Below are 25,806 nucleotides of genomic sequence, written 5' to 3' on the forward strand. Positions count from 1 at the left end.
CCAGCCGAGCGAGACGAGGAGCGACCGATGACCGACACCCAGGCAGCCGCAGGGGCGAAGCCTGAACTGAGGATCACCCACGACGGCCCCGGCGGTTGCCCGGTGCTGCACGGCTTCGAGCCCCTCGAGCCCGCCCAGATCGCGGACCCGTCCGCGGTGATGGCGTTCTCCCGCCGCGAGGCGCCGGTCTTCTTCAACCCCCAGCTCGGGGCATACATCGTGACCAGGCACGCGGACGTCGCGAAGGTCTTCATGGACCAGGAGACCTTCGCGCAGATCCCCTTCATCAACCGGCCGATGCCCGACGAGCTCCGGGAGCTGCTCCCGGACGGGTTCGCCACCGACGCCATCGCCCCGTTCCAGAACTCGACCACCCACCCGCGGGTGCGGAAGCTCGCGCAGGTGCCGTTCATGCGCCGGAACGCCCTCGGCGCGACCGACCTGTGCCGCCGGGTCGCGGACGAGACCATCGCCGAGTTCCAGGCGTCCGGTGAGGCGGACCTCATCCCCGCCTACGCGCGCAAGATCCCCATGCGGCTGATGCTCTCCATCCTCGGGATCGACAGGGCCCACGAGGACGACCTGCACCGGTGGGTCGCGGAGTGCATGCGGGTGTTCGGCGACCCGACCGTCACCGATGCCGAGCTGGTCGAGCTCGGCCGGGAGCAGGCGGAGTTCCGCCGCTTCGCGCTCGACATGATCGACGACCGGCGCCGGAACCCGAGGGGTCAGGGGGACTTCCTCACCGACCTCATCACCGCGACGGTCGACGGTGAGCAGGCCCTCACCGACACCGAGGTCTTCGGTGTCGTGCTGCTGTCCATCATCGCCGGTGGCGACACCACGGTGAACCTCATCGCGCAGATGGTCATGCGGATGCTCGACGACGGGGGCGCGCTGTGGCGCGAGGCCGATGCCGACCGCACGATGCTCGACACGATGATCGAGGAGGAGCTCCGGCACGACCACGTCGGCCGGATGACCTACCGCCGAGTGGTCACCGACACGGAGCTCGACGGCGTCGCCATCCCGAAGGACTCGCTGCTGGCCGTGCACGTGTGGTCCACCGGGCGCGACGAGTCGGTGTGGGAGCGCGCCGAGGAGTACGACCCGCGCCGTCGCGACGCCCTCAGGCACCTGGGCTTCGGCAAGGGGAGCCACTCCTGCATGGGGGCCATGCTGGCCCGGGTCGAGACCCGGCAGGCCATCGAGGCCCTGCTCGACCAGCTGCCGAACGCCCGGAGGGTCCCGGGGCACGAGGTCCAGCGCATGTGGGGCACAGCGGTCCAGAGCGTCCTCAGCGGGCTGGTGGTCGCGTGGGACGTTCCGGTACCGGCCGGCGCGAACGGCTGACACCGGGCTCGGAACCCGGACCGGACCGGACGAGGAGAAGACGTGAGCGGAGTTCTGCAGGGCAAGGTGGCCATCGTGACCGGGGCCGGGCGCGGCCTGGGGCGGACCCACGCCCTGGCCCTGGCCCGGGCCGGGGCCGCCGTCGTGGTGAACGACATCGGTGTCAGCATGGACGGCGCCGGGCGCGACACCCAGCTCGCCGCGTCCGTCGTGGCGGAGATCGAGGCAGCCGGCGGGCAGGCGGTCCAGGACGCGACCGACGTCTCGGACTGGGACGGGGCCAAGGGCGTCGTGGACACCGCGCTGTCCGCCTTCAGGCGTCTGGACATCGTCGTCAACAACGCGGGCATCAGCCGGTTCGCCCCGATCGACCAGGAGACCGGCGAGGACTGGAACAGGGTCATCGGCATCAACCTGACCGGGACCGCGGCGGTCACGCACTGGGCCGCCGCGCACTGGCGTCAGGCCGGCGCCGAGGCCGGACGGGCCATCGTCAACACCAGCTCCCCGGCCGGGACCAACCCGATGCCCGGTACCCCTGCCTACTGCGTCTCGAAGGCCGGCGTGCTCGCGCTGACCTTCACCTCCGCCGGGGACCTCGCCGAGCTGGGCGTCCGGGTCAACGCGATCGCCCCCATCGCACGGACCCGGCTCACCGAGGCCGTGCCGATATTCGCCGACGTCGTAGCGCCCGTGCACGAGGGCTTCGACCGCATCGCGCCCGAGCACGCGTCGGCGGTGGTCACCTACCTGGCCTCGCCCGCGTGCACCTTCACCGGTCGGGTCTTCGGTGTCGAGGGGGACGACCTGTTCCTGTTCAGCGGCTTCAGCGCCAGCACGCACCTGAACAACGACGGCGAGCAGTGGACGATCGAGAGCCTGTCCGCCGCGCTGTCCGACGTCGACCGGAACGACCGCGGCTACGCCATCGCGCCCTCCACCCGGTACGTCCAGCCCCAGCCCGGGGACGCCGTCCTCGAGGCGCTCGCCGCCGTCGAACGCGGCGAGGCCCTGCCCGCACCCACCCCCGCCAGCGCCTGAGCGCCGCCCCCATGCCGACGAGATCGTCGTGGAGGACCGGCACGAGCGGGGCCTGCTCGCTCCCCACCGCGAGGACGACCGGCTCGTCGGCACGCTGACGGTCGACCGGCCGACGGAGATCACGAAGTACCGCCACTGATCGCCCGGCGGGCGTCGTGGGAGGAGGCCGTGGAGTACGCGGGCTCGTCGGTCCCACGGAGCCTCGACCACACCTCCTGACCGAGCGCGACCTGCGACGAGGACACCGACATGACGGAACTCCTGAGCACCTTCCGCTACGCGACCGACGACGGCGTCGTCCGCAACCCCCAGGTCGACTTCGACCGGCTCGGGGACGGGCCGTGGGACGGGCTCCGCCGGTCCTACATCCCACGCCCCGAGCTGACCATCGATCCCGCGCTCGCACTGCACACCGAGGCGGACCTCGACGTCGACCCGATCACCTACCAGGTGCTCCGGTCGCGGATGTGGCACCAGAACCTCGAGCACGGCGACATCATCCAGCGCACCACCGGGTCGGCTCCGGTCATCTACTCGAAGGACTTCGCCACGGCGTTGCTCACCGAGGACGGCGAGGCGGTGGTCGTGAGCCCGACCATCCAGTTCTTCTCCACCCTGGCCGACCTGGTCGTCAAGTGGACGCTCGAGAACCGCAGCGGGTCGCCCGGCATCGCCGAGGGGGACGTCTTCCTGCAGAACAGCCCGTACGTGGCGGCAGGCCAGCAGCCGGACACCGCGGTCTTCGGCCCGGTGTTCGTCGACGGCAGGCTTTTCGCCTGGGTCTACAACGCCTTGCACATGGGAGACCTCGGGGGAGTGGACCCCGGCGGGTGGGCGGTGCACGCACGAGACATGTACGAGGACGGCGCCGCCACGCCGCCCGTGAAAATTGTGGATGCCGGGACCCTCCGCTCCGACGTCCTGGACCTCTGGGTGCACCACGGTCGGGACCCCGAGACGCTGCGTCTCAACGTCAAGAGCGGGATCGCCGGCGTGCGCGCGATGGTCGCCCGTGTGGCCGGGCTGGTGGAGGAGCGCGGCGCTGCCACGGTCAAGGGCGTGATGCGCAAGATGATCGCGGAGGCCTCCCGTGTGGTCGGCGACCGGCTCGAGAGGATCCCCGACGGGACGTGGTCGCGCCGCCTCTATGTCACGGGGGCGCTCGGCGTCGACCGCGAGAGCCACCAGGAGGTCTTCACCCTCACCAAGCGGGGCCGGCACGTCATCTGCAGCAACGAGGGCACCTCGCCGCAGTCGGGACCAGGGAACTCGACGTACTCGGTACTGCGCTCCGCGGCGGTTTCTGCGCTCGCCGCCGCCCTGGCTTGGGACCAGCAAGGCTGTTTCGCCGGCATCGCGGACCACGTCCTCATGCAGCCGACGTTCGGGACCCGCAACTGCGCCAACCCGCCGGCCGCCACCTCGGCACTGCACAGCGTGTTCGTGACGATGAACCTGGCCGGGCTGTGCGCGAGCTCCATGGTCCTCGCCGCGCCACCGGAGCTCCGTCAGCGCGCGACGGCGTCCGGGGGCCTCTCGGTCGCCATGGCCGACATCGGCTTCGGGCTCAATGCCGACTTCTCCCTGGTGGCGCCGCCGGCCTCGACGCACGGGGCGCTCCTCGCCGGTGCGATCGGCGCCTTCCCCCACAAGGACGGGGTCGACTCGGCAGGGTCCTGGTTCATGCTCGGCACCTCCGCCGGCAACGTGGAGTCCAGCGAGCAGGAGGGCGTGGGCCTGGTCCTGTACCGGCGCGAGGTCCAGGACAGCGGCGGGCCCGGCCGCTGGCGTGGAGGCAACGGGGTCGGCGCGGCGTGGGTGCCGCACCCGCAGTCGTTCATGAGCAATGCGCAGATGGTGTTCGTGGAGCCCAGCGCCAACCTCGCCAGCGGCCTGGCAGGTGGGTACTTCGCGCTCGCCGGCAACTTCTTCCGGACGACGGGGGGCGCCGTCGGTCAGGCGATGGCCGCCGGCCGTCTCCCTGGTGACCGCGAGCAGATCCGGGCCGAGATCGACGCGTTCGAGCGGCTGCACCCCCAGGCCACGCTGATGCCTCTCCCACAGGGTGACGCGGTCCTGATCGAGTACAACGGCGGTGGGGGATACGGCGATCCGCTGCTGCGGGAACCCGAGCGGGTGGCGCGCGATGTCGCCGGAGGGCGCACCAGCGTCGAGGCCGCGCGCCGGTTCTACGGCGTCGTGGTCGACGCGGCCGGCTCGCTCGATACGGCGGCAACCGATCGCCGCAGAGCCGAGATCAGGTCGGAGCGGCTGGCCGGTGCCACGGTGCCGCCGCGCGAGGTGCCGGTGGGCGACGTCGTGCCCGTCCTCACGGGCGCGGCAGGAGGCATCGACCTCTCGTCCGTCGAGGGCGCGTTCTGCTGGACCTGCTCGGACTGTAGGGCCTGGCTCGCACCGGCCGAGGCCCCCTACCTGTCAGGGGCGGCGAGCAGCCAGCGGCCGCCGCACGAGGTGGACGGCCGGATGTACGTGGACCCGGCCCTGTTCGGGGACGACACCATCCTGCTGCGCCAGTACTTCTGCCCCTCGTGCGCCGGGCTCCTCGGTCAGGACTTCTGCCGGGCGGAGGATCCGCCGCGCGACGACGTCCGCATCGACCTCACGACGCTCTCGACCGCCCAGGAGGGTCACGCATGACCGCGACGCAGTCCGCCGACGATCAGGACCTCGTGATCGGCGTCGACATCGGGGGCACCTTCACCGACTGCGCGATCGTCCTCCCCGACGGGACCGCGCGGCCCGGCAAGTCGCCCACGACCCCGGACAACCGCGCGCGTGGGTTCTTCGACTCCATCGAGGACGCCGCGACGGGGCTCGGTCTGTCGCTCGACGACGCGCTCGCCCGGTGCCGGCTCCTGGTCCACGGCACCACGACGGGCACGAACGCCCTCATCGAGCGCCGCGGTGCCAAGGTCGGCCTGATCACCACGTCGGGCCACGGTGACGTCACCCTCATCATGAAGGCCGAAGGCCGGCTGGCCGGCGTCGACGGCGCGCACATCTGGGACCTCCCGCGGAGCGACAAGCCGGAGCCCGTCGTGCCCCGCGCCCTGATCCGGGAGGTGGACGAGCGGATCGACTACCTCGGCGAGGTGGTGGTGCCGCTCAACGAATCCCAGGTCGCCGCCGCCGCCGACGAGCTGGTGGCCGCTGGCGTCGAGGCCATCGCCGTCAGCTTCCTGTGGTCGGTCCGCAACAGCGCCCACGAGGACAGGGCCGTCCAGCTGATCAGCGACCGTCATCCGCAGATCTTCGTCACCGCGGCCAGCTCCGTGTCCTCCTTCGTGGGGGAGTACGAGCGGACCATGACCGGCGTCGTCAATGCCTACATCGGCCCGCTGATGAAGGACTACGTGCAGCGGATCGAGCAGGAGGCCGGGCGGCGCGGCTACACCGGGCGGATCCTCTACGCCCAGTGCGCCGGCGGTGCCATCACCGAGGCCGAGGCGCAGGTCGCGCCGGTGCGCACGGTGCACTCCGGGCCGGTCAGCGGTCTGCTGGGCAGTGCCCACGTGGCGGCGGCCCTCGGGGAGCCGGACCTCATGGTGGCCGACATGGGCGGCACGTCCTTCGACGTCAGCGTCATCCGCGGGCTCACGCCGGACGTCCGCGACGTCTCGCTGCTGGAGCGCTTCGAGGTGTCGCTGCCGATGGTCTACGTCGACACCGTCGGCGCCGGCGGGGGCAGCATCGCCTGGCTCGACGCGGCCGGGGGGCTGCAGGTCGGGCCGCACTCGGCCGGGGCGATGCCGGGGCCGGCGTGCTATGGCAACGGGGGCACCGAGGCGACCGTGACCGATGCCGACGTCGTCCTCGGCGTCATCGACCCCGACAACTTCCTGCACGGGCGGCGCAAGCTCGACGTCGCGGCGGCCGAGCGGGCGGTCGGAGCGCTCGGGGACCGGCTGGGCCTGTCGCTCGAAGAGACCGCGGCGGGCATCAACCAGATCATCGACGCCAAGATGGCCGACCTGCTGCGGCGGATGAGCATCCTCCGCGGTTTCGACCCGCGCGAGTACACGGTCTTCGCCTACGGCGGAGGCGGCCCGGTGCACGTCGGCGCCGTGGCCCGTGAGGTCGGGGTGCGCAAGGTGATCGTGCCGATGCTGCACATGGCGTCCGCTTGGTCGGCCTACGGTGCCACGGTCGCCGACGTCATCCACGTCGTCCAGCGCTGGGAGCAGCACCGGATGCCGGTCGACCCGGACCGCATGAACACGGTCCTGGCCGATCTCGAGGAGCAGGCGCGCGGCATCCTCGCCACCGAGGGCTTCGAGGGCGGCAAGGTGGCGATCGACCGGTCGGTGCGGATGAAGTACACCACCCAGCTGCACACCATCGAGGTGCCCATCTCGGGGGAGCCGCTCGACGAGGTGGCCGTCGAGGGCATCGGGACGGACTTCGCCCGGCTCTACGACGACCTGCACGGTGAGGGCTCCGGTCACCGGGCCGGCGGGGTGAGCCTGACCGGTTTCGTGCTCCGGGCGCGCGGGATCGTGGACCGTCCGGGGATCGCCCGGGCGCCCGGTGCCACCGACGTCGAGCGGACCTCCCGGCCGGTCTACTGGGCCGAGGAGCGGGCCCGCGTGGAGACGCCGGTGCTGCGTGTCTCCGGTGGGCGGCTCGAGGGTCGGCTCGACGGGCCGATGCTGGTCGAGCTGCCGGACACGGTCGTCGTCATCCGCCCGGGGCAGTGGGTCACCTGCGACGAGTACGGCAACCTGGTGCTCAGGGTGTAGCGGGCTGGCGCACGGTGACGGACGGGTGGTCGTCGAGCGGAGCTGCCGGCCCCGTGAGTCCGGTCAGCAGCCGTCGGTCACAGGACGGTCCTACGGGCGTCGGACCGGGAGAGCGCGGCGGAGATCGTCTCGGCGGCCTCGCGCAGCGGGGGGAGGCACTCGCGGCGGAGATGGGTGAGCGTCGTCCGGGCCGCGTTCGAGGAGACGCTGAGGGCAGCGCCAGTCCGGTGGTCGCGCCCGGTGACGGGGACCGAGATGGCGCGCAGGCCGATCTCCAGCTCCTGGTCGACCAGGCAGTAGCCCTGGTCGCGGACCTCGGCGAGCACGGCCCGGAACCGGTCGGGGTCGGTGATCGTGCGCGGCGTGTACTGCCGCAGGGGCCGGCCGGCGAGGTACTCGTCCAGTGCCGCGTCGTCGAGGGCGGCCAGCAGCACCCGGCCGGCGGCCGTGGTGGAGGCCGGGAGGCGACTGCCCACGCCGCCACCGATGGTCATCACCCGCTGCGGGTGGACCCGGGCGACGTAGACGATGTCGGGCAGGTCGAGCGTCGACATGGAGCAGGACTCGTTGAGCCGCTTGACCAGGTCGGCGATGACCGGGCGGGCGATCTCGTCCACGCCGAGGGAGGCGACGTAGTTCCAGCCCAGGTTGAGGACCTTGGGCGTGAGCGAGAACTCCCGGCCGTCGGACTTCAGATAGCCGAGGGAGCGCAGGGTCAGCAGGATCCGCCGGGCCGCCGCGCGGGTCATGCCGGTCAGCTCCGCGACCTCGCTGAGCGTCATCGCCGGATGGGTGCTGTCGAAGCACTCCAGCACGGCCACGGCCCGCTCGAGCTGCTCGAGTCGCTCGCCACCGTCCGGCGCCTGGCGTTGACGGGAGGCAGTGTCCATGGCCAGAGCCTAGCGGCGTGTTCGGTGAGCGAACACGGTTCGGCCGCGGAGTCGTGCGGTGGCCGCCCGCGACAGCGGCGTGCCGCGCGGGTGCCGACCGCGCCACGTCCCGAGCGGGACGGTCCGACCTTGACCCCCCCTTGCTACGGGACTAACCTCAGCGCACGAATGTACGGTCAGCGAACTACGGTGTCCTTGCGCGGACCCGTCGCCGCAGAAGAGGAGAACGGTTCCCGCATGACGCAGCACGCTGACGTGACCCCGACCGTCCGACCCGGGTGGGAGGGACGCTTCTACGAGGACTTCCAGCCGGGGGACGTCTACCAGCACCCGCTGGGGCGCACCGTCTCCGAGGCGGACAACACCTGGTTCACGTTGCTGACCATGAACACCAACCAGTCGCACTTCAACGCCGAGGTCGGCAAGGCGTCGGAGTTCGGCCGCCCGCTCGTCGTCTCCACACTGACCATCGCGATCGCCATCGGGCAGTCGGTCATCGACACCACCCAGAACGCGTTCGCCAACCTGGGGCTCGACGGTCTGGTCCTCACCCATCCCGTGTTCGCCGGCGACACGCTGTTCTCCGAGTCGCTGGTGCTCCAGAAGCGGGAGTCGGGCAGCCGCCCCCGAGCGGGCATCGTCACCATCAAGACGCGCACGCTGAACCAGCACGGCGACGAGGTGCTGTCCTTCCGCCGGACCTTCTACGTCCACAAGAGGGGTGCCGAGGCCGCGCGGAGCGTCTTCCCGCGCGGGAAGAAGCCGCTGACCGCCTGAGCCGGAGCGGTTGTAGCCCACACGCCGCCTGCCGTGGTCGCACCAACCTGTTGTTCGTGAAGCGAAGTCCAGTCGATCGAGAGGAGCGCGGTGGCCGTGACCCGACCGACCGACGCGGAGGAGGCACCCGCGACACGACGCCCGAGGCCGCTCGAGGGCGTGCGCATCGTGTCCCTCGAGCAGTACGGCGCCGGACCGTGGGGGACGCTGCACCTGGCCGACCTGGGCGCCGAGGTCATCAAGATCGAGGACCCGGCGTCCGGCGGGGACGTCGGCCGGTACGTGCCCCCGTACGGCGAGGGCGAGGACTCGCTCTTCTACGAGGCGCTGAACCGCAACAAGTCCAGTGTGTCCCTCGACCTGCGCTCACCCGCCGGGCGTGCCGTCTTCGAGGACCTGGTGCGCGGCAGCGACGCGGTGTTCTCCAACCTCCGCGGTGACGTCCCGGCGAAGATGGGCATCCGGTACGAGGACCTCAAGCACCTGAACCCGGCGATCGTCTGCTGCTCGCTGAGCGGCTTCGGCATGACCGGGCCGCGAGCCGACGGCCCCGGCTACGACTACATGCTGCAGGGTCTGGCGGGGTGGATGGACCTCACCGGTGAGCCCGGGGGGCCGCCGACCAAGACCGGGCTGTCGCTCGTGGACTGGACCGGTGGTTACGTGGCCGCGCTGTCCCTGGTGGTGGGGGTGCACGCGGCCCGGCGGGACGGCGTCGGCCTGGACTGCGACGTCAGCCTCTTCGACACGGCCGTCACGATGCTGAACTACCCCGCGGCGTGGCACCTCAACGCCGGCTACGTCCCCGCGCGGACGCGGCACTCCTCGCACCCGTCGCTGGTCCCCTTCGGGAACTTCCAAGCAGCCGACGGCTGGCTGGTCGTGGCCTGTCCCAAGGAGAAGTTCTGGCGGCTCCTGATCGATGCGCTCGAGCTGCCCGAGGTCGCCGCGGACCCGCGGTTCAGCGACTTCGGCGGGCGGCAGCGGCACCGCGAGGCGCTGCTGCCGCTGCTCGAGGACCGGTTCCGCCAGCGGCCGGTCGACGAGTGGCTCCAGCTGCTCGGCGCGGCCGGCGTCCCGGTCGCCCCGATCAACTCCGTCGCCGACGCCCTGGCCGACGAGCACACCGCTGCCCGCGGTCTGGTGGTGGAGACCGAGCACCCGCGGTTCGGCCGGGTCCGCACGCTGGCCTCACCGGTACGGGTCGGCGACCCGGCCGCCCTCACGTACCGCCGGGGACCTGCCCGCAACGAGGACGCCGACCGCGTCCTGCGTGCCGTCGCCGGCTACGACGAACAGCGGATCCGCGCCCTCGCCTCGGCCGGGGCCTTCGGGGACCTGGACCCCGACCTGGACGGGCGCCCGGCGCCCGCGCACACCCCGACCACCGACGTCCCCGTGGAGTGACAGATGGACTTCGAACTGACCGACGACCAGCAGCAGTTCCGCAGTGTCCTCCGGGACTTCGTCGACAAGGAGGTCATCCCGGTCGCCCGCGAGTACGAGCAGGCCGGGCGGTACCCGACGGAGATCGTCGAGGGGCTGAAGGAGATGGGTCTGTTCGGGATCACCGTCCCGGAGGAGTACGGCGGGCTCGACCTGGACCCGGTGGCCTTCGCGATCGTCTTCGAGGAGCTGGCGCGTGGCTGGATGGGCGTCGCCGGCGTCCTGGGGAGCCACTCGCTGTCCTGCCGGCTGATCGCCATGCACGGGACCGAGGAGCAGAAGAGCAAGTACCTGCCCGATCTCGCGACCGGGAAGCGCCGCACCGGTCTGGGGCTCACCGAGCCGGATGCCGGGACCGACGTCCAGGGGATCAGGACCGTCGCCCGCGAGACCGACGGCGGGTACGTCGTCGACGGCACCAAGACCTGGATCACCAACGCCCGGTTCGCCGATCCGCTGCCGGTGATGGTCAAGACCGACCCCACCGCCACCCCGGCGCACAAGGGCATGAGCGTGCTTCTGGTGGAGCAGGGCACGCCCGGCTACTCGGTGCTCAAGGACATCCCCAAGGTCGGGTACAAGGGGCCGGAGTCCTGCGAGGTGCTCCTCGACGGGGCGCAGGTCCCGGCGGAGAACCTCCTCGGCGGCGTCGAGGGGCGCGGCATGCAGCAGGTGTTGTCCGCCCTGGAGTGGGGGCGGGTCAACATCGCCGCTCGGTCGGTCGGCGTCGCCCAGCGCGCCTATGACGAGGCGCTGCGCTACTCCCAGGAGCGGAAGGCCTTCGGGCAGGAGATCGCCCAGTTCCAGGCCATCCAGCTGAAGCTGGCGCAGATGGCCACCAACGTCCAAGCCGCCCGGTTGATGGCCTACTGGGCGGCCAGCCGGCTGACCCTCGGCCGGGCCGACGGTCCGACCGGGATGGCCAAGATCTTCTGCTCCGACGTCGCGCTCGAGGCGGCCATCGACTCGATGAAGGTGCACGGCGGCTACGGCTACTCCTCCGAGTACGAGATCGAGCGCCTCTACCGCGACGCCCCGCTGATGAGCATCGGGGAGGGCACCAACGACGTGCTGCGCACCGTGGTGGCCAAGTCGCTCCTCAGCGGCACGACCGTCGTCGGCTGACGGCACGCTCGCCTCCGTCGGTCCCTGGTCCACCGGGGATCAACGGGGTCGGGGCCGACCCGGTCCGATCGACGACGTCGGAGTGGAGTGGGCTGCTGTGCTCCCATGCGCACGGGGCTGGGTGGCCTGCCCGAGGACGCCGGCAGGACTGGTGTCCGACCCGGCGGACCCACCACCCCGGTCCTCTCCTCCGGCGGCCCCGGGTGCCCCATCTCGGCTTCGGCAACAGCGTCCACACGGGCGCCGGACACTGGGCGGCACGGATCGCGGTCGGGGGGATCGCGGTGCCGATGCTGTACTGCGCGCTCCCGGGGCTACGGACGGACACCCGCAGGGCCGGTGAACCGGTCCGCATGGCTGTCCCGCGGCCTGACGGACGCGCCGGTGACGGGGGAGGCCGCACGGCGGCTGTGTGGGCACCTGCCTGTTCGTCGGCGGCCGGCGCGTAGCTGTCCGACTCCTGGATGGGTCAGCGTGCCTCGGTCAGATGATGGTGCTGCGTGCGTCGGAGAGGGAGAGCGCGGCGGAGATCTGGGACGCGGCCTCGCGCAGCGGGGGGAGGCACTCACGGCGGAAGTGGGCGGGTGTCATCCGGGCGGCACTCGAGGAGACGCTCACGGCAGCGCTGGTCCGGCCGTCACGGCCGGTGACGGGGACCGAGAGGGCCAGCAGGCCGATCTCCAGCTCCTGGTCGACCAGGCAGTAGCCCTGGTCGCGGACCTCGGCGAGCACGGCCCGGAACCGGTCGGGGTCGGTGATCGTGCGCGGCGTGTACTGCCGCAGGGGCCGGCCGGCGAGGTACTCGTCCAGTGCCGCGTCGTCGAGGGCGGCCAGCAGCACCCGGCCGGCGGCCGTGGTGGAGGCCGGGAGGCGACTGCCCACGCCGCCACCCATGGTCATCACCCGCTGCGGGTGGACCCGGGCGACGTAGACGACGTTGGGCAGGTCGAGCGTCGACATGGAGCAGGACTCGTTGAGCCGCTTGACCAGGTCGGCGAGCACGGGGCGGGCGATCTCGTCCACCCCCAGGGAGGCGAAGTAGTTCCAGCCCAGGTTGAGCACCTTGGGCGTGAGCGAGAACTCCCGGCCGTCGGACTTCAGATAGCCGAGGGAGCGCAGGGTCAGCAGGATCCGCCGGGCCGCCGCGCGGGTCATGCCGGTCAGCTCCGCGACCTCGCTCAGCGTCATCGCGGGGTGGTCGCCGTCGAAGGACTCGAGCACCGCCATCGCGCGTTCGAGCTGCTCGAGACGCTCGCCCCCGTCCGAGGAGCTTCGAGGGGGAGGTGCAGGGTCCATGGCCCGAGCCTAGCAATGCGTTCGGTCAGCGAACAGGAATGCCGTCGACGTCACTCACCCGGAGCGGGGGGCCGGCCACGCCGGCCTGCTCGTGGAGCTGCAGGTGCGCAACACGTCCAGCGCATCGCCGTGACCGGCGTCCGCGTCGGCGATCACCGGGACGCAGCCGAGACGACCCGCCGCACGTCGTCGCTCTCGCTACCGGGGGAGCCCGACGTCGGGTCGCCTGATGAGCAAGGCCGTGGTCCTGAACCCGGTCACGTGCACGGCGTCGAAGCCGGCCTGTTCCACCAGGCGCGCTCAGGGCGTCATGGGTACCGGGCGCGGTGATGGGCTCAGGCGCGGCCAGGAGCTGAGGCAGGCGTGGCCTCCCAGTGGGCCGGGACCCTGCGCTTCGCCAGGCCGTCTCGCCCTCCCTCGTGCATCCGACGCTGAGCGGCGCGGTCCCGCGCACGAGGACCCTCGGCTCCCAAGCCGCCCCGATCATCAGTGAGCGGCCCTCCAGCCCGAGCGAGCGGGTCGGCGCAGCGACCGCCTCGGCTGCCCGACGTCGGCTAGCACATTGCCGCCCACGGACCGGACAGAATCCGCCAGTCAGCACCGACGGCAGCCTCGCGGTGCCAACCTCGACGGCACACCTTCGGAAATGAGGTCAACGATGACTGCGCTCGAGCCTGCCCGGGTCACCTTGCCGACGGAGCTCGTGTCCCGGCTGCAGGAGCTGCTCGGTACCGAGGCCGTCCTGCTCAAGGACGAGCAGGTGCAGGAGTTCCAGGACCCCTACTGGATCCCGGGCGATTCCACGTACCGCGGCTCGGCCGTGGTGCTGCCCGCGAGCACCGAGCAGGTGCAGGCGGTCGTGCGCCTGGCGAACGAGTACGACGTGCCGCTCTCGACGAGCTCACAGGGACGCAACAACGGCTACGGCGGCGCCTCGCCCCGGGTCGGGGGTTCGCTCCAGTTGAGCCTGCGGCGGATGGACCGGGTGCTGGAGATCGACGACGAACTCGCCTATGCCGTGGTGGAGCCCGGCGTCCGCTGGCTCGACCTGCACGAGGCGCTCGAAGCCGGCGGACACCGGCTGCGCCTGTCCGTGCCGGACATCGGCTGGGGCAGCCTGGTCGGCAACTCCCTGGACAACGGCGTCACGTACATGGCCAATGGCCAGGACTTCTCCGCCGCGTGTGGCATGGAGGTCGTGCTGCCCGACGGTGAGCTGCTGCGGACCGGCCTCGGGGCGCAGCCGGGGAACCCGGCGTGGCACGTCTACAAGCGTGGCGTGGGACCGGTGCTTGACCCGCTGTTCATGCAGTCCAACCTGGGCATCGTGACCAAGATGGGCGTCTGGCTCCAGCCGACCCCCGAGGCGTACCAGACCCTCTCGCTCAACATCGAGCACGACACCGATCTGGGCGCTGCGGTCGACGCCGTCCGCGACCTGATGCTGGCCGGCCTCGTGCGTGGCGTTCCCTGCTTCTACGGCGCTCCGTTGAACGGCACCATCATCAAGGACCTGCCGATGCAGCCGGGCACCGCCTGGACCGACGAGCAGCTCGACGACCACGGGCGGGAAACCGGTCTCGGCCGCTGGTCGGTGCGCATCGCACTGTGGGACGACCCTGACGTCATGGCGGTCAAGCGGGCCAAGATCCTCCAGGTCTGGTCACGCATCCCGGGCTCGTCGGTCTACGAGGGTCCTGTCTACACCCCCGATCAGTACGGCGAGATCACCAACCAGACCGAGAAGGTGCAGATCGGCATCCCGCACCTGGACCTGCTGGAGCTGTTCCCGCCCTTCGTCGGGCACGTCGAGGTCTCCCCGGTGGCACCCATGAAGGGCGACGTCATCACCGAGGTGGTCGACATCATCCGGACCACGCTGGTCTCCAACGGCTTCCTGGCGCAGATCGGGATCCTGGCGATCAGCGCCCGGTCTGCGGCGGTGGTGACGGGCATCAACTTCGACAAGACGAACGAGGACATGACGAAGGCCGCCCTGTCGGTGGCTCACAACCTGATCAACGAGCTGGGCGAGCAGGGGTACGTGCCCTACCGCACTCACCTGCACTTCATGGACGACGTCGCCGGCCATCTGTCGTTCAACGACGGCGCCTACCACCGGTTCCTGGGCAAGATCAAGGACGCGGTCGACCCGCGCGGCATCCTCTCGCCGGGCCGCTACGGCGTCTGGGGGAGCCAGGGGATCGAGAGGGGCAACGACCGCTGACCCGTGTCCACGGAGGCAGCTCCGCCTCCGCGGTCCGGAAGGTCCCCGATCGGCTCCCCGCAGGAGCGACAGAAGTCACTGTCTGCAGGCCCGCCCAGCCCCACGGTCGGGACCGGACGGAACTCGAGCGACAAGGAGAGCCACCCATGGCAGACCTCGACACCGACGTCCTCGTCGTCGGCAGTGGACCGGCGGGCTCCGCCGCCGCGCTGGCCCTGGCGACCTACGGCGTGCAGACGACGGTCATCACGAAGTACGGCCGCCTGGCCGACACCCCCCGGGCGCACATCACGAACCAGCGCACGATGGAAGCGCTGCGCGACCTCGGCGTCGAGGAGGAGGTGATGGCCGAGGCCGTACCGCAGGAACTCATGGGCAACCTCGTCTACTGCACCTCGATCGCCGGTGAGGAGCTCGGCCGCCTGCACAGCTGGGGTACGCGGCCCGACCGGTTCGCCGACTACTCCGCGGCCAGCCCCTCGCGCATGTGCGACATGCCGCAGGACCTGATGGAGCCGGTGCTGCTGCACAACGCCCAGTCCCGCGGCGCCAAGGTGCGCTTCGACACCGAGTACCTCTCGATGCAGCAGGACGACGACGGCGTCACGGTGCACGTGCGCGACCGGCTGCGCGGCGACGAGTACGACATCCGCGCCCGGTACGTCATCGGCGCCGACGGTGGGCGCAGTCAAATCGCCGACGACATCGGCCTACCGCTGCAGGGGCAGATGGGCGTCGGCGGCAGCATCAACATCGTCTTCGAGGCCGACCTGTCCCACCTGGTGGCCGACCGCCCGTCGGTCCTGTACTGGGTGCTGCAGCCGGGCGCCGACGTCGGTGGCATCGGGGCCGGCCTGGTGCGCATGGTCCGGCCGTGGCACAAGTGGCTGATCGTGTGGGGCTACGACATCAACGGCCCGGCGCCGGACCTGACCGAGGAGTACGCGCTGTCGATCGTGCGGAAGCTGGTGGGCGACGACTCGGTGAAGGTGTCGATCACGTCCAGCTCGGCGTGGACGGTCAACCACGTGTCCGCCGAGCAGTACTCGGTCGGCCGGGTGTTCTGCGCCGGCGACGCCGTGCACCGGCACCCGCCGTCGAACGGCCTGGGCTCCAACACCTCCATCCAGGACTCCTACAACCTGGCGTGGAAGCTGGCCGCCGTCCTCAAGGGCCAGGCCGGGCCGGGGCTGCTGGACACCTACTCGGCCGAGCGCGCGCCGGTGGGCGGGCAGATCGTCGACCGGGCCAACCAGAGCATCGCGGACACGTCGCGGATCTTCGACGCCCTCGGTCTGCTGAACACCGCCGACCCCGAGCTCATGGTCGCGCACATGGCCGCCCGCAAGGACGCCACGCCGGAGGCGGAGAAGCAGCGGGCCGCGCTGCGCGAGGCGATCGCGTTCAAGGACTACGAGTTCAACTGCCACGGCGTGGAGATGGACCAGCGTTACGAGTCCTCCGCCGTGGTACCCGACGGCACCCCTCCGGAGCAGCCGGTCCGCGACCCGGAGCTGTACTCCCACACCACGTCGCGGCCCGGTGCGAAGCTGCCGCACGCCTGGCTGACCACCGACCACCGGCGCCAGGTCTCCACCCTGGACCTGGGGGGGCACGGCCGGTTCACGGTGTTCACCGGCATCGGCGGCGACAGCTGGACGCGCGCGGCCTCGGTGGTGGGGGAGCGGCTGGGCATCGACGTCGCCGCCGTCGTCATCGGCCCCGGCCGGGAGTACGACGACCTGTACGGCGACTGGGCACGGGTCCGCGGCATCGAGGACGGCGGTGTACTGCTCACCCGCCCGGACAACTACGTCGCCTTCCGGCAGACCGGCGCCGCAACGGAAACCGAGGCCGAGGCGGCGCTGGAGAGCGCCCTGCGGACCGTGCTGGACCGCAACGGCGAGGAGGCACAGGCATGAGCGACCGGGAGCTGTTCAGCGAGGAGCGGTCGGCCGAGGTGGTCGCGGCGAGCTTCGCCGACACCCCGGACCCGCGGCTGCGGCAGGTGATGACCTCCCTGGTCCACCACCTGCACGCCTTCGTCAAGGACGTGGAGCTGAGCGAGGAGGAGTGGGGGTTCGCGATCGACTTCCTGACTCGCACCGGGCACATGAGCAACGAGGTGCGGCAGGAGTTCATCCTGCTCTCCGACGTCCTCGGTGTGTCGATGCTGGTGGAGACGATTAACCACCGGACCGGCGGCACCTCGACCGAGTCGACGGTGCTGGGCCCGTTCCACATGGTCGAGTCCCCGGTACGGGAGCTCGGCGCGGACATCGCGCTCGACGGCAAGGGCACGCCCTGCCTGGTGTCCGGGCAGGTGACCGGTCCGGACGGCGAGCCGCTGGCCGGTGCCGCCGTGGACGTGTGGCAGACCAACGAGGACGGCTTCTACGACGTCCAGCAGCCCGACATCCAGCCGCCGGGCAACCTGCGGGGGATGTTCACCGCCGACGCTGACGGGCGCTTCTGGTTCCGCTCGGTGGTGCCGCGGTACTACCCGATCCCCGACGACGGGCCGGTCGGCCAGCTGCTGTCGTCCACCGGCCGGCACCCCAACCGGCCGGCGCACCTGCACTTCATCGTCGCGGCCCCTGGCTATCGGCCGGTGACCACGCACGTGTTCGTCGCCGATTCCCCGTACCTGGACTCCGATGCGGTGTTCGGCGTCAAGGAGAGCCTGATCCGTGAGGTGGCCGAGGTCGACGACCCGGCCCGGGCCGCGGACCTCGGGCTGCCCAATCCGTTCCGGACGCTCACGTTCGACCTCTCCCTGCTGCGCGCGGACCAGGCGCAGCCGGCTGCCCAGCCGGCGCAGGCGCAGCCGACCGTGGTGCGGGGCGCGCCCTCGTGATCCGGCCCTTCACCTACCAGGCGCTGCCCATGCGCGTGGTGTTCGGCCCCGGCTCCCTGGCCGGGCTGCCGGACGAGGTCGCGGCACTCGGGCTGGCCCGGGTGCTGGTCCTGTGCTCACCCGAGCAGGAGGCGACCGGCAAGGAGGTCGCGGCCGCGCTGGGGGACCGAGCCGCCGGGGTCCTGGCCGAGGCCCGCATGCACGTACCGGTCGAGGTGGCCACCCGGGCCCGGGACCTCGCCCGCGAGCTCGACGCGGACGGCTGCGTCGCCGTCGGCGGCGGGTCGGCGGTCGGGCTGGGCAAGGCGATCGCGCTCGAGCACGGCCTGCCGGTGATCGCGGTGCCGACCACGTACGCCGGCTCGGAGATGACCCCGGTCTGGGGGCTGACCGAGGGCGGGCAGAAGCGCACCGGCCGCGACCTGCGGGTGCTGCCCCGCAGCGTCGTCTACGACCCGGAGCTCACCCTCACGCTGCCCGCCGGTCTGTCGGCCACCAGCGGGATGAATGCGATCGCCCACGCCGTCGAGGGGCTCTACGCCCCCGACGCGACCCCGATCGTGTCGCTGATGGCCGAGGAGGGCACCCGCGCGCTGGCCGCCGCGCTGCCGGCGGTGGTCGCCGACGGCGCCGACCTCGAGGCCCGCGGCGAGGCGCAGTACGGCGCGTGGCTGTGCGGCGCGGTGCTGGCCGCGACGACGATGTCGCTGCACCACAAGCTCTGCCACACCCTCGGCGGCACCCTCGACCTGCCGCACGCCCAGACCCACACCGTGGTGCTACCGCACGCGCTGGCCTACAACCAGCCGGCAGCACCCGACGCGGTGGCCGCGCTGTCCCGCGCGCTCGGCGGCGTCGCCGACCCGGCCCGGGAGCTGTGGGAGCTGGCCGGCCGGCTGGGCGCACCGCGGTCCTTGGCCGAGCTCGGCATGCGGGAGGCGGACATCTCGCGCATCGTGGAGCTCGCGGTCGCCAACCCCTACGCGAACCCGCGGCCGGTGACCCGGAAGGGCGTCACCGCACTGCTCGAGGCGGCCTGGTCCGGCCGGTCGCCCGGCAGCCCCGGCTCCTGACACAGCCGCGGCACGGTCACCCCACTGAGATCCGAGGAGAAGACATGAGCATCGGACGTTTGGGAGCACGCCTCCTGATCGGCGGGCTGTTCATCGGCCACGGCACACAGAAGCTCTTCGGCTGGTTCGGCGGCCCGGGACGCGCCGGCACCGAGGGCATGATGGAGGCGCTGGAGATGCGGCCGGCGAAGGTGCACGCCACGCTCGCCGGGGTCACCGAGACCGCCGGCGGCGCGCTGCTGGCCGCCGGGTTGGCCACGCCGCTCGCGGCGTCCGCGCTCACCGGTGTGATGACCACCGCCATCCGCAAGGTGCACCTGCCCAACGGCCCGTGGAGCGCCAACGGCGGATGGGAGTACAACGCCGTCCTGATCGGTGCGGTGACGGCGCTGGCCGAGACCGGAGCCGGTGACCTCTCCTTGGACAGTGTGCTGGGCATCGAGCGGAGGGGGCCGGCCGTGGCAGTCGCCGCGCTGGCCACCGGGGTGGCCACGTCCTTCCTCACCATGGCGGTCGCGCGCCGCGGCCGTCCGGGCGTCACCTCTGCTGCCGGCCCGTCCGCCGTGCCCGCTCCGCCAGAGGACACCGCGGGGGACCCCACCACGGCCGGGGCCTAGTGCTGCGGCAGATCCCGTTCGCCCAGGAGTGAGCCGGTGCCTAACGGCCATGCAGAAGACGGTGTGGCCACGGCGCGCGAACGGCTACGGCAGGCCATCGGCCGCGGCCGCTCCGTCCGGTTGATCGCCGGCGGTCGGCCCGCCTCGAACCGGCGCGGGCCGCACGGTGAGGTGGTGCCCTCCCCACGAGCGCAGGCCGTGGCTCGCGGCGTCAGCCCTGTCCTGCGGGTGGTCGAGCGCCTCGGACTGTGGGTGCGGCTGCTCTCCGTCCTCGGTCGGTTCGGCCCGCGGCCGGCCGACTTCGGCGAGTACCTGCCCGGGGAGCACGACGTCGTAGTCGCCACCTACGAGAAGAGCGGCACCAACTGGATGCTGCAGATCGTCCACCAGGTCGCGACCGTCGGGCTCGGCCGGTTCGACCACATCCACGACGTGGCGCCGTGGCCGGACGCTCCCGGCGGCCAGACCTCCGTCGCGGTCCCGCTGGAGGAGCCCACCTGGCGCGAGGCTCCCACCGGGTTGCGCCCGGTGAAGACCCACCTGCCTCGTGAGGCGACGCCGTTGACCGACGCCGCGCGCTATGTCGTGGTGATCCGCGACCCCAAGGACGTGGTGGTCTCCAGCTACCACTTCGTCCGCGGCATCGCGCTGGGGCCGCTGATGCCCAGCGTGAGCGCGTGGGTGGAGCTGTTCCTCAGCGAACAGGGGTTTGCCCCCTCCGGCGGGCCGTGGCCGGAGCACGTCGCCGGGTGGTGGGCCGAGCGCCATCGGCCCAACGTCCTGGCCCTGCGCTACGAGGAGCTCGTGGCCGACCTGCCCGGCGGCATCGGCCAGGTCGCGGACCTGATGGGTGTCGACCTCGACCCTCAAGCCTTGGAGCGGGTCAGGTCACACTGCACCTTCGAGGCCATGCGTGCGGTGGGCGAGCGCTTCGACCTCGGCCCGTTCACCCCCCTCGGCTCACAGCAGACCCGCATGGTCCGCCGCGGCGCGGCCGGCGGGTCGGCCGAGTTGCTCACCGCTGAGCAGCGCCGCCGCATCGATGACCACTGCGAGTCGGCGCTGCACCGGCTGGGCTCGGACTTCCCCTACGCGGAGGTCTACCGAGCCGAGTGGTGACCGAGGCCGACCGCTGCAATTCGACGCGGTCCCCGCGCGCGGGGACCCGCCGACCAGGGACGGAAGATGCGACGGGTCCTGCACGCGGCGGCCGGACGACGTGGGGCACCGGGGCGCCGTCGCCGCCCGGGCAGGACCCGGGTGACGACGGCGGCGGACGGGAGACCGCCGGTCAGGCGGTCCCGCCGTTGGGCGAGAGCACCTGGCCGGTGAAGAACGCCGCCTCGTCGCTGGCGAGGAACAGGATGGTGTTGGCCATCTCGTCGGCCGACGCCATTCGCTTCATCGGGGCCAGGTCGATGATCGCCTGGCGGGCCTCGGGCCCGTTCTGCGCGAGCATCGGGGTGTCGGTCGACCCGGGGGCCACGGCGTTCACCCGAATGTTCTCCGCGGCCAGTCGCGCCGCGGCGGCGCGTGTCATCCCGATGACCCCTGCCTTCGATGCCGGGTACGGCAGGATCAACGGGAGGAGAGCGAGGGCACCGACGCTCGAGATCGTCACGATCGAACCACCCTCGGGCCCGTTGCGCCGCATCGCCGGCACCGCTGCGCGCAGCGCGTAGAAGGTCCCGTACAGGTTGACCTCGACCACCTCCGCGAAGTCCGCGTCGCTGATCTCCGTGATGTCACCGCCGAACTCGGTTGTCAGTTGGCTGCTGGGCTGCGCGATGCCGGCCGCGGTCACCAGGACGTCCAGCCGGCCGAATTCCTCGACGGCGGTCGCGACCGCCGCGTCGAGGTCCGCGCTCCGGGTCACGTCGCCTGCCAACGCGATGGCGCCGTCCACACCGTCGAGGGAGTCCTTCAGACGATCGCCGTCGCGGTCGACGGCCACGACGCGTGCGCCCTCGGCGACGAACCGGCGTACCGAGGCCAGCCCGATACCGGATCCACCTCCGGTCACCACGGCGACCTTGTCCTCGAGTCTCATCTCTTTTCCTCCTGCTCGGATCAGGACCGGTCAGTCGGTGAGGGCCGCGAGGACGATGTCGCCGAGGCGCTGGGTCCGGGGTAGGTGGTCGGTGTCCTCCAGGGAGCCGACGGTGATGAGCGTGAAGCAGACGTCCCGCGCCGGGTCCACCCAGAAGCAGGACGTGCCGGCGCCCCAGCCGCCGAAGGTGCCCTTGCTGCCCAGGTTGGGCAGCGGACCGGGCGTGAGAGCGTCACCGCGGACGAAGAACCCCAGCCCGTGGTATGCCGGCCACGCCAGCCAGTTGCGCATCTGGAGCGCGTAGTCCAGCAGGGAGTTGGGCATCTCGCCGGTGTGGTTGCGGGCGGCGAGCTCGATCATGGCGGGGGAGAGCAGCCGGTAGCCGTTCCGGACCCCTCCGCCGCGCAGGAGATCGGCGAACTTGTAGAAGTCCTCGGCCGTCGTGGTGTAGCCCGCACCGGGCATCTGGGAGCCGGGCGCCGTGATGAGGTGGCCCGAGCCCTCGATGCCCTCGATGGTGAACATGCCCGCGGGACGCCGGTAGCGGGCCACCACGGGCGCCAGGTAACGATCGCCCGGTGGCGGCCCGAGGGTCGTGCTGTCCATGCCGAGCGGCCGGAGGACCTCGTCCGCGACGATGGCGTCGAAGGAGCGCTTGCCGGGATCGACCGCCACCAGCATGGACGCCATTACCGCGTGGGCGCCGAGCTTCGAGTAGAGGACGCGCTGCCCGGGCGGGGTCTCGGGTGCGGAGGCGCACACGTAGGCGGTGAAGCGCTCGAGCGAGATCAGGTCTTCGACCGGGAGCATGGGGACGTCGGCGAGCACGCCACCGGTGTGGGTGAGCAGGTGGAACAGCGTGACGGAGCCCTTGCCCCGGGCTCCGAAGTCGGGCAGGACCTCCGCGACCGGCTGGGTGAGCGAGAGCAGTCCCCGCTCGACGAAGCTCAGCACGGTCGCGACCACGAGCTGCTTGCTGATCGAGAAGGGGACCAGCACGTCGTCGGTCCGCAGCGCCCGCTCCTGCGACCGGTCGGCGAAGCCGATCGCCTCGTCCACCACCAGGTGACCCGCTCGGCCGACTGTGATCTGGGCACCGTCGTAGAAGCCGGTGTCGACGTCGTGCTGGATCGACTCGACGAGCCGCTGCAGCCGCTGCGGGTCGAAGCCGACCTCTCCCGGATCCGTCATCTCCATCGGTGACATCCCTCCCAGGGGCTCGGGGACTCGGCAACAACCTGGGCGCCAAGCTCGTACGTCGCACAGAATTTCGCTGAGCGCACAAAGCCTATGTGACGGCGCACCCCTCCACAACAGACCGGCGGGCAGGTCGACTGGCCGCACAACCCACCGGACACGACGTGACCTCGACCGGACACGGGAACCGGGTGAGCGACCGGTACCGACCGGGCGTCCGTGGACGGGCGTGCACGTGGAGCCACGAGCAGCGATCCTGGCGGGGGTCGGGGAGTGGCTGCCGCGGCCAGGAGGAGGGTCTGACGTGTGGGGTCGCCGATCGGTCACCGGGCCGGCCAGGTGAGCAGACCCAGGTTGCCGCGGCGCGCCGGCCGGGCAGGTGGACCGGACGACCTGCCCCGCGAGGACGTCGCGAGCCGCGTGTCCGCCTACGTGTACGGCAACGTCCTGGTGATGGCAGCGTTGATCGCACTGGACCCGGACGGGCTGCGGGGACCCAAGGGCGTGCTCTACCTGTTCGGGGTCGGGATCTCGACGTTCGTCGCGCACACGGTGGGGGAGGCGGTCGGACTGCGGGTCCGGGAGGGCCGATCGCTGGACAGGACTGCCCTCCGGCATGAAATCCGGGCTGCGCTGCCCATCGTGACGGCCGCCGGTGCCCCCATGGCGGTGCTGCTGCTGGCGTGGATGGACCTCCTGGACGCCGACGTGGTGCTCGTGCTGGCGCTCGTGCTGGTCGACGTCCGGTTGGCCCTGCTGGGCTCGGTGGTGGCGTGGGTGTCCGGGGAGCGCAGTTCGACCCGGGTGTTCCTGGCGGGCTTCGTCCTGGCGGTCGTCGCCGCTGCCACGGCCGTGCTCAAGTGGCAGCTGACGCACTGAGCAGCGGTGACCGGGACTGCGGACCGGTGGCCACCGATGGCGGGATGACGGCGGCGCGGACGGTGGCGCCCTACCGGGACGTCGGCACTCGGGGAATCAGGGGGTGTCCGGCGTCGCCAGGGTCGGGAGGCATCCGCCTGGGCTGACGACCTGCCGGATCCGGGTGGCGATCTCGTGCAGCTGGCGGACCTGGGTCCTGGTCAGCGGGTCGAGGACCAGGCGGCGGACCTCGGCGACGTGGCCGGGGGCGGTGGCGACGACCTTGTCCCAGCCGGCGTCGGTCAGCACGGCCAGGGTGGCGCGGCCGTCCTCCGGGTCGGGCCGGCGGATCACCCAGCCGCGCTTGTCCAGCCGATCGACGGTCCGGGACAGCCGGGTCAGCGACCCGTTGGCCAGCGCGGCGACCTCGCTCATCCGCCGGGTGCGCTGCGGGGCCATGGAGAGCATCGCCATCACCTGGTACTCGAAGTGGCTGACGCCGGCGTCGCGCTGCAGCTGGGCGTCGATGGCGTCGGGCAGCCAGGTGAGCACCCCGATCAGCTCGAGCCAGGTCTGCTGCTCCTCCGCGGTCAACCACCGCGGCTCCTCGACCGCTTCCACGACACCTCTCCTCGCTTGATCGAGCAATGCGACACACCGACACAGTTACTTGACGGTGCAAGTACCGGGCGACTACTGTCGCTTGCGTCGTCAAGTAAAGCACGTGAGGAGTCAGAACGTGAACGTCGTCTTGTGGATCGTGGCCGGGCTGCTGGCCGTCGCCTTCCTCGCCGCGGGGCTGATGAAGCTCGCCCAGCCGAAGAAGAAGCTCGCCGACTCCGGCATGGGCTGGACGGAGGACTTCAGCGACGGCGCGGTCAAGGGCATCGGTGCGCTGGAGGTCCTCGGCGCCGTGGGCCTGATCCTGCCCGCCGCGCTGGGCATCGTCCCGGTGCTGGTGCCGATCGCCGCGACCGGCCTGGCCCTGCTCATGCTGGGCGCCGCGGTGACCCACGCCCGCCGCAAGGAGTCGCCGAACATCGTCGTCAACATCGTGCTGCTCGCCCTGGCCGCGTTCGTGGCCTGGGGCCGGTTCGGCCCGTACGCCTTCTGACCCCATCGGCGGCCGACCTCACCGGGTGACCGCCGAGCGCCACCACCACTCGTTCCGGCCTCCCGTGGCCGGAGTGCACCCCATCGCAACCACCTGATACGGAGTCCCCGTCATGCGCGCTCTGCACGTTCCTGCCGCCGGTGAGCAGCCCCAGCTCGGCGAGCTGCCCACCCCCGAGCCCACCGAGGGCACCGTCCTGATCCGGGTGCGGGCCGCCGGCCTGAATCCCATCGACAACGCCGTCGCGGCCGGTTTCCTGACCCAGATGGGCCTGCCGCACGAGTACCCGGTCGTGATCGGCCGCGACGCCGCCGGCGTCGTCGAGGCCGTCGGCGCCGGGGTCGACCACGTCGCCGTCGGCGACGAGGTCCTCGGCCACGTGCTGCTGGCCCCGCCGATCTCGGCCGGCACGCTGGCCGAGTACGCGGTCCTGCCGGCCGCCACGGTCACGCCCAAGCCCGCCGGGCTGGACTTCACCACCGCCGCCGCCCTCCCGCTGGCCGGCGCGGCCGCCGTGCAGTCCATCGACGCGATCGACCCGCAGCCGGGCCAGACCGTCCTGGTCAACGGCGCCTCCGGCGGCGTCGGCTCCTTCGCCGTGCAGCTGCTGGCCGCCCGGGGTGTCACCGTCGTGGCCACCGGCACGCCCGCCGACGCCGACCGGCTCACCGCCCTCGGCGCCGCCCGGGTCATCGACCACACCGCCGGCCCGGTCGCCGAGCAGGTCCGCGCCGCCTACCCCGACGGCGTCGACGCCCTGGTCAGCCTCTACGGCATGGACCCCGCCGGCACCCCCATCTCCGCCGTGCGCACTGGTGGCAAGGTCGCCGGCGTCGCGGCGGTGCCCGACGAGGCCACCCTCGCCGCCGCCGGGCTCACCGGTACCTCCGTCATGGCCACCCCCACCCGGGAGGTCCTCGCCCCGCTCGCCCAGCAGGCCGCGGCCGGGGACCTGAAGGTCGCCGTCGCCGACGTCCTGCCGCTGGAGCAGGCCCCCGAGGGCCTGGGCCGGCTCGCCACCGGCGGCGCCGGCGGCAAGCTCGTCGTCACCGTCGAGGGCTGACACCACCGTCGCCGGCCGGGGTCGACGCAAGAGCGCCGACTCCGCCCGGCGGCGGGCACATC

21 protein-coding genes are annotated in these 25,806 nt (G+C 71.9%); 16 read left to right on the top strand and 5 right to left on the bottom strand.

All coding sequences use genetic code 11. The features are described 5' to 3' along the window. The first annotated feature begins 27 nt into the window (after nucleotides 1–27). The 4 genes from ACWIX3_RS15650 (at nucleotide 28) to ACWIX3_RS15665 (ending at nucleotide 7,154) form a co-directional block, all read left to right on the top strand. Nucleotides 28–1,353 carry a cytochrome P450 gene (locus ACWIX3_RS15650; protein WP_448608269.1) on the top strand — a complete coding sequence of 442 codons (1,326 nt, stop codon included), beginning with the start codon at nucleotides 28–30 and terminating at the stop codon, nucleotides 1,351–1,353. A 42-nt stretch (nucleotides 1,354–1,395) separates the two neighbouring features. Next, nucleotides 1,396–2,394 carry an SDR family NAD(P)-dependent oxidoreductase gene (locus ACWIX3_RS15655; RefSeq protein ID WP_448608270.1) on the top strand — a complete coding sequence of 333 codons (999 nt, stop codon included), beginning with the start codon at nucleotides 1,396–1,398 and terminating at the stop codon, nucleotides 2,392–2,394. Nucleotides 2,395–2,643: 249 nt separating this feature from the next. After that, nucleotides 2,644–5,052 carry a hydantoinase B/oxoprolinase family protein gene (locus ACWIX3_RS15660; protein WP_448608271.1) on the top strand — a complete coding sequence of 803 codons (2,409 nt, stop codon included), beginning with the start codon at nucleotides 2,644–2,646 and terminating at the stop codon, nucleotides 5,050–5,052. Continuing rightward, complete coding sequence (locus ACWIX3_RS15665) at nucleotides 5,049–7,154, top strand: hydantoinase/oxoprolinase family protein (protein ID WP_448608272.1); 2,106 nt, start codon at nucleotides 5,049–5,051, stop codon at nucleotides 7,152–7,154. The genes ACWIX3_RS15660 and ACWIX3_RS15665 overlap by 4 nt, the downstream gene beginning before the upstream one ends. Before the next feature lie 77 nt (nucleotides 7,155–7,231). Here the strand turns inward: ACWIX3_RS15665 and ACWIX3_RS15670 are convergent, their stop codons facing one another. Further along, nucleotides 7,232–8,044, bottom strand: a complete 813-nt coding sequence (locus ACWIX3_RS15670; RefSeq protein ID WP_448608273.1) for an IclR family transcriptional regulator domain-containing protein — start codon at nucleotides 8,042–8,044, stop codon at nucleotides 7,232–7,234. A gap of 237 nt (nucleotides 8,045–8,281) precedes the next feature. Here ACWIX3_RS15670 and ACWIX3_RS15675 point away from each other — a divergent pair, with 237 nt between their 5' ends. From ACWIX3_RS15675 to ACWIX3_RS15685, 3 genes are all read left to right on the top strand, one after another. Further along, nucleotides 8,282–8,821 carry a MaoC family dehydratase gene (locus ACWIX3_RS15675; RefSeq protein WP_448608274.1) on the top strand — a complete coding sequence of 180 codons (540 nt, stop codon included), beginning with the start codon at nucleotides 8,282–8,284 and terminating at the stop codon, nucleotides 8,819–8,821. A 96-nt stretch (nucleotides 8,822–8,917) separates the two neighbouring features. Then, entirely contained in the window at nucleotides 8,918–10,228 is a 1,311-nt protein-coding gene (locus tag ACWIX3_RS15680) for a CaiB/BaiF CoA transferase family protein (protein ID WP_448608275.1), read from the top strand. Between the two features lie 3 nt (nucleotides 10,229–10,231). Next, nucleotides 10,232–11,392 carry an acyl-CoA dehydrogenase family protein gene (locus tag ACWIX3_RS15685; protein WP_448608276.1) on the top strand — a complete coding sequence of 387 codons (1,161 nt, stop codon included), beginning with the start codon at nucleotides 10,232–10,234 and terminating at the stop codon, nucleotides 11,390–11,392. A gap of 483 nt (nucleotides 11,393–11,875) precedes the next feature. On the opposite strand, the gene ACWIX3_RS15690 is transcribed toward ACWIX3_RS15685, so the two are convergent. Beyond that, a complete protein-coding gene (locus ACWIX3_RS15690) occupies nucleotides 11,876–12,688 on the bottom strand; it encodes an IclR family transcriptional regulator domain-containing protein (RefSeq protein WP_448608277.1) in 813 nt (270 codons plus the stop codon). A gap of 658 nt (nucleotides 12,689–13,346) precedes the next feature. Here ACWIX3_RS15690 and ACWIX3_RS15695 point away from each other — a divergent pair. The 6 genes from ACWIX3_RS15695 to ACWIX3_RS15720 all read left to right on the top strand — a co-directional run bounded on the left by ACWIX3_RS15695 (nucleotide 13,347) and on the right by ACWIX3_RS15720 (nucleotide 20,581). Then, nucleotides 13,347–14,915: an FAD-binding oxidoreductase gene (locus tag ACWIX3_RS15695; protein WP_448608278.1), complete on the top strand. Its 1,569-nt coding sequence runs from the start codon at nucleotides 13,347–13,349 to the stop codon at nucleotides 14,913–14,915. Nucleotides 14,916–15,061: 146 nt separating this feature from the next. Beyond that, the gene (locus ACWIX3_RS15700) at nucleotides 15,062–16,837 is read left to right on the top strand and encodes an FAD-dependent oxidoreductase (protein WP_448608279.1); all 1,776 of its coding nucleotides are present in this window, start codon (nucleotides 15,062–15,064) and stop codon (nucleotides 16,835–16,837) included. Beyond that, entirely contained in the window at nucleotides 16,834–17,772 is a 939-nt protein-coding gene (locus ACWIX3_RS15705) for an intradiol ring-cleavage dioxygenase (protein ID WP_448608280.1), read from the top strand. The genes ACWIX3_RS15700 and ACWIX3_RS15705 overlap by 4 nt, the downstream gene beginning before the upstream one ends. After that, a complete protein-coding gene (locus ACWIX3_RS15710; RefSeq protein WP_448608281.1) occupies nucleotides 17,769–18,845 on the top strand; it encodes a maleylacetate reductase in 1,077 nt (358 codons plus the stop codon). Before ACWIX3_RS15705 ends, ACWIX3_RS15710 begins: the two co-directional genes overlap by 4 nt. Nucleotides 18,846–18,889: 44 nt before the next feature. Continuing rightward, nucleotides 18,890–19,462 (top strand): DoxX family protein, encoded by a 573-nt coding sequence (locus ACWIX3_RS15715; RefSeq protein WP_448608282.1) that lies wholly within the window; start codon nucleotides 18,890–18,892, stop codon nucleotides 19,460–19,462. Between the two features lie 174 nt (nucleotides 19,463–19,636). Next, entirely contained in the window at nucleotides 19,637–20,581 is a 945-nt protein-coding gene (locus ACWIX3_RS15720) for a sulfotransferase domain-containing protein (RefSeq protein WP_448608283.1), read from the top strand. A gap of 172 nt (nucleotides 20,582–20,753) precedes the next feature. Here the strand turns inward: ACWIX3_RS15720 and ACWIX3_RS15725 are convergent, their stop codons facing one another. Beyond that, a complete protein-coding gene (locus ACWIX3_RS15725; protein WP_325749369.1) occupies nucleotides 20,754–21,512 on the bottom strand; it encodes an SDR family NAD(P)-dependent oxidoreductase in 759 nt (252 codons plus the stop codon). Nucleotides 21,513–21,542: 30 nt separating this feature from the next. Further along, nucleotides 21,543–22,709 (bottom strand): serine hydrolase domain-containing protein, encoded by a 1,167-nt coding sequence (locus ACWIX3_RS15730; protein ID WP_448608284.1) that lies wholly within the window; start codon nucleotides 22,707–22,709, stop codon nucleotides 21,543–21,545. A gap of 420 nt (nucleotides 22,710–23,129) precedes the next feature. Between ACWIX3_RS15730 and ACWIX3_RS15735 the strand changes: the two genes are divergently transcribed. Beyond that, the gene (locus ACWIX3_RS15735) at nucleotides 23,130–23,588 is read left to right on the top strand and encodes a hypothetical protein (protein ID WP_448608285.1); all 459 of its coding nucleotides are present in this window, start codon (nucleotides 23,130–23,132) and stop codon (nucleotides 23,586–23,588) included. Nucleotides 23,589–23,684: 96 nt separating this feature from the next. On the opposite strand, the gene ACWIX3_RS15740 is transcribed toward ACWIX3_RS15735, so the two are convergent. Further along, entirely contained in the window at nucleotides 23,685–24,188 is a 504-nt protein-coding gene (locus tag ACWIX3_RS15740; protein WP_448608286.1) for a MarR family winged helix-turn-helix transcriptional regulator, read from the bottom strand. Between the two features lie 118 nt (nucleotides 24,189–24,306). Here ACWIX3_RS15740 and ACWIX3_RS15745 point away from each other — a divergent pair, with 118 nt between their 5' ends. Next, nucleotides 24,307–24,681: a DoxX family protein gene (locus ACWIX3_RS15745; protein ID WP_446765994.1), complete on the top strand. Its 375-nt coding sequence runs from the start codon at nucleotides 24,307–24,309 to the stop codon at nucleotides 24,679–24,681. A 112-nt stretch (nucleotides 24,682–24,793) separates the two neighbouring features. Then, entirely contained in the window at nucleotides 24,794–25,744 is a 951-nt protein-coding gene (locus ACWIX3_RS15750; protein WP_448608287.1) for an NADP-dependent oxidoreductase, read from the top strand. The last annotated feature ends 62 nt before the right edge of the window (nucleotides 25,745–25,806 follow it).

Source organism: Geodermatophilus sp. URMC 60, assembly GCF_053502585.1.

What these genes read in the sequence shown, in the direction of transcription:
- ACWIX3_RS15670 (WP_448608273.1), bottom strand. Translation starts at nt 8,044, where the DNA reads ATGGACACTGCCTCCCGTCAACGCCAGGCGCCGGACGGTGGCGAGCGA.
- ACWIX3_RS15750 (WP_448608287.1), top strand. Translation starts at nt 24,794, where the DNA reads ATGCGCGCTCTGCACGTTCCTGCCGCCGGTGAGCAGCCCCAGCTCGGC.
- ACWIX3_RS15665 (WP_448608272.1), top strand. Translation starts at nt 5,049, where the DNA reads ATGACCGCGACGCAGTCCGCCGACGATCAGGACCTCGTGATCGGCGTC.
- ACWIX3_RS15695 (WP_448608278.1), top strand. Translation starts at nt 13,347, where the DNA reads ATGACTGCGCTCGAGCCTGCCCGGGTCACCTTGCCGACGGAGCTCGTG.
- ACWIX3_RS15725 (WP_325749369.1), bottom strand. Translation starts at nt 21,512, where the DNA reads ATGAGACTCGAGGACAAGGTCGCCGTGGTGACCGGAGGTGGATCCGGT.
- ACWIX3_RS15705 (WP_448608280.1), top strand. Translation starts at nt 16,834, where the DNA reads ATGAGCGACCGGGAGCTGTTCAGCGAGGAGCGGTCGGCCGAGGTGGTC.
- ACWIX3_RS15675 (WP_448608274.1), top strand. Translation starts at nt 8,282, where the DNA reads ATGACGCAGCACGCTGACGTGACCCCGACCGTCCGACCCGGGTGGGAG.
- ACWIX3_RS15660 (WP_448608271.1), top strand. Translation starts at nt 2,644, where the DNA reads ATGACGGAACTCCTGAGCACCTTCCGCTACGCGACCGACGACGGCGTC.
- ACWIX3_RS15690 (WP_448608277.1), bottom strand. Translation starts at nt 12,688, where the DNA reads ATGGACCCTGCACCTCCCCCTCGAAGCTCCTCGGACGGGGGCGAGCGT.
- ACWIX3_RS15715 (WP_448608282.1), top strand. Translation starts at nt 18,890, where the DNA reads ATGAGCATCGGACGTTTGGGAGCACGCCTCCTGATCGGCGGGCTGTTC.
- ACWIX3_RS15650 (WP_448608269.1), top strand. Translation starts at nt 28, where the DNA reads ATGACCGACACCCAGGCAGCCGCAGGGGCGAAGCCTGAACTGAGGATC.
- ACWIX3_RS15730 (WP_448608284.1), bottom strand. Translation starts at nt 22,709, where the DNA reads ATGGAGATGACGGATCCGGGAGAGGTCGGCTTCGACCCGCAGCGGCTG.
- ACWIX3_RS15685 (WP_448608276.1), top strand. Translation starts at nt 10,232, where the DNA reads ATGGACTTCGAACTGACCGACGACCAGCAGCAGTTCCGCAGTGTCCTC.
- ACWIX3_RS15700 (WP_448608279.1), top strand. Translation starts at nt 15,062, where the DNA reads ATGGCAGACCTCGACACCGACGTCCTCGTCGTCGGCAGTGGACCGGCG.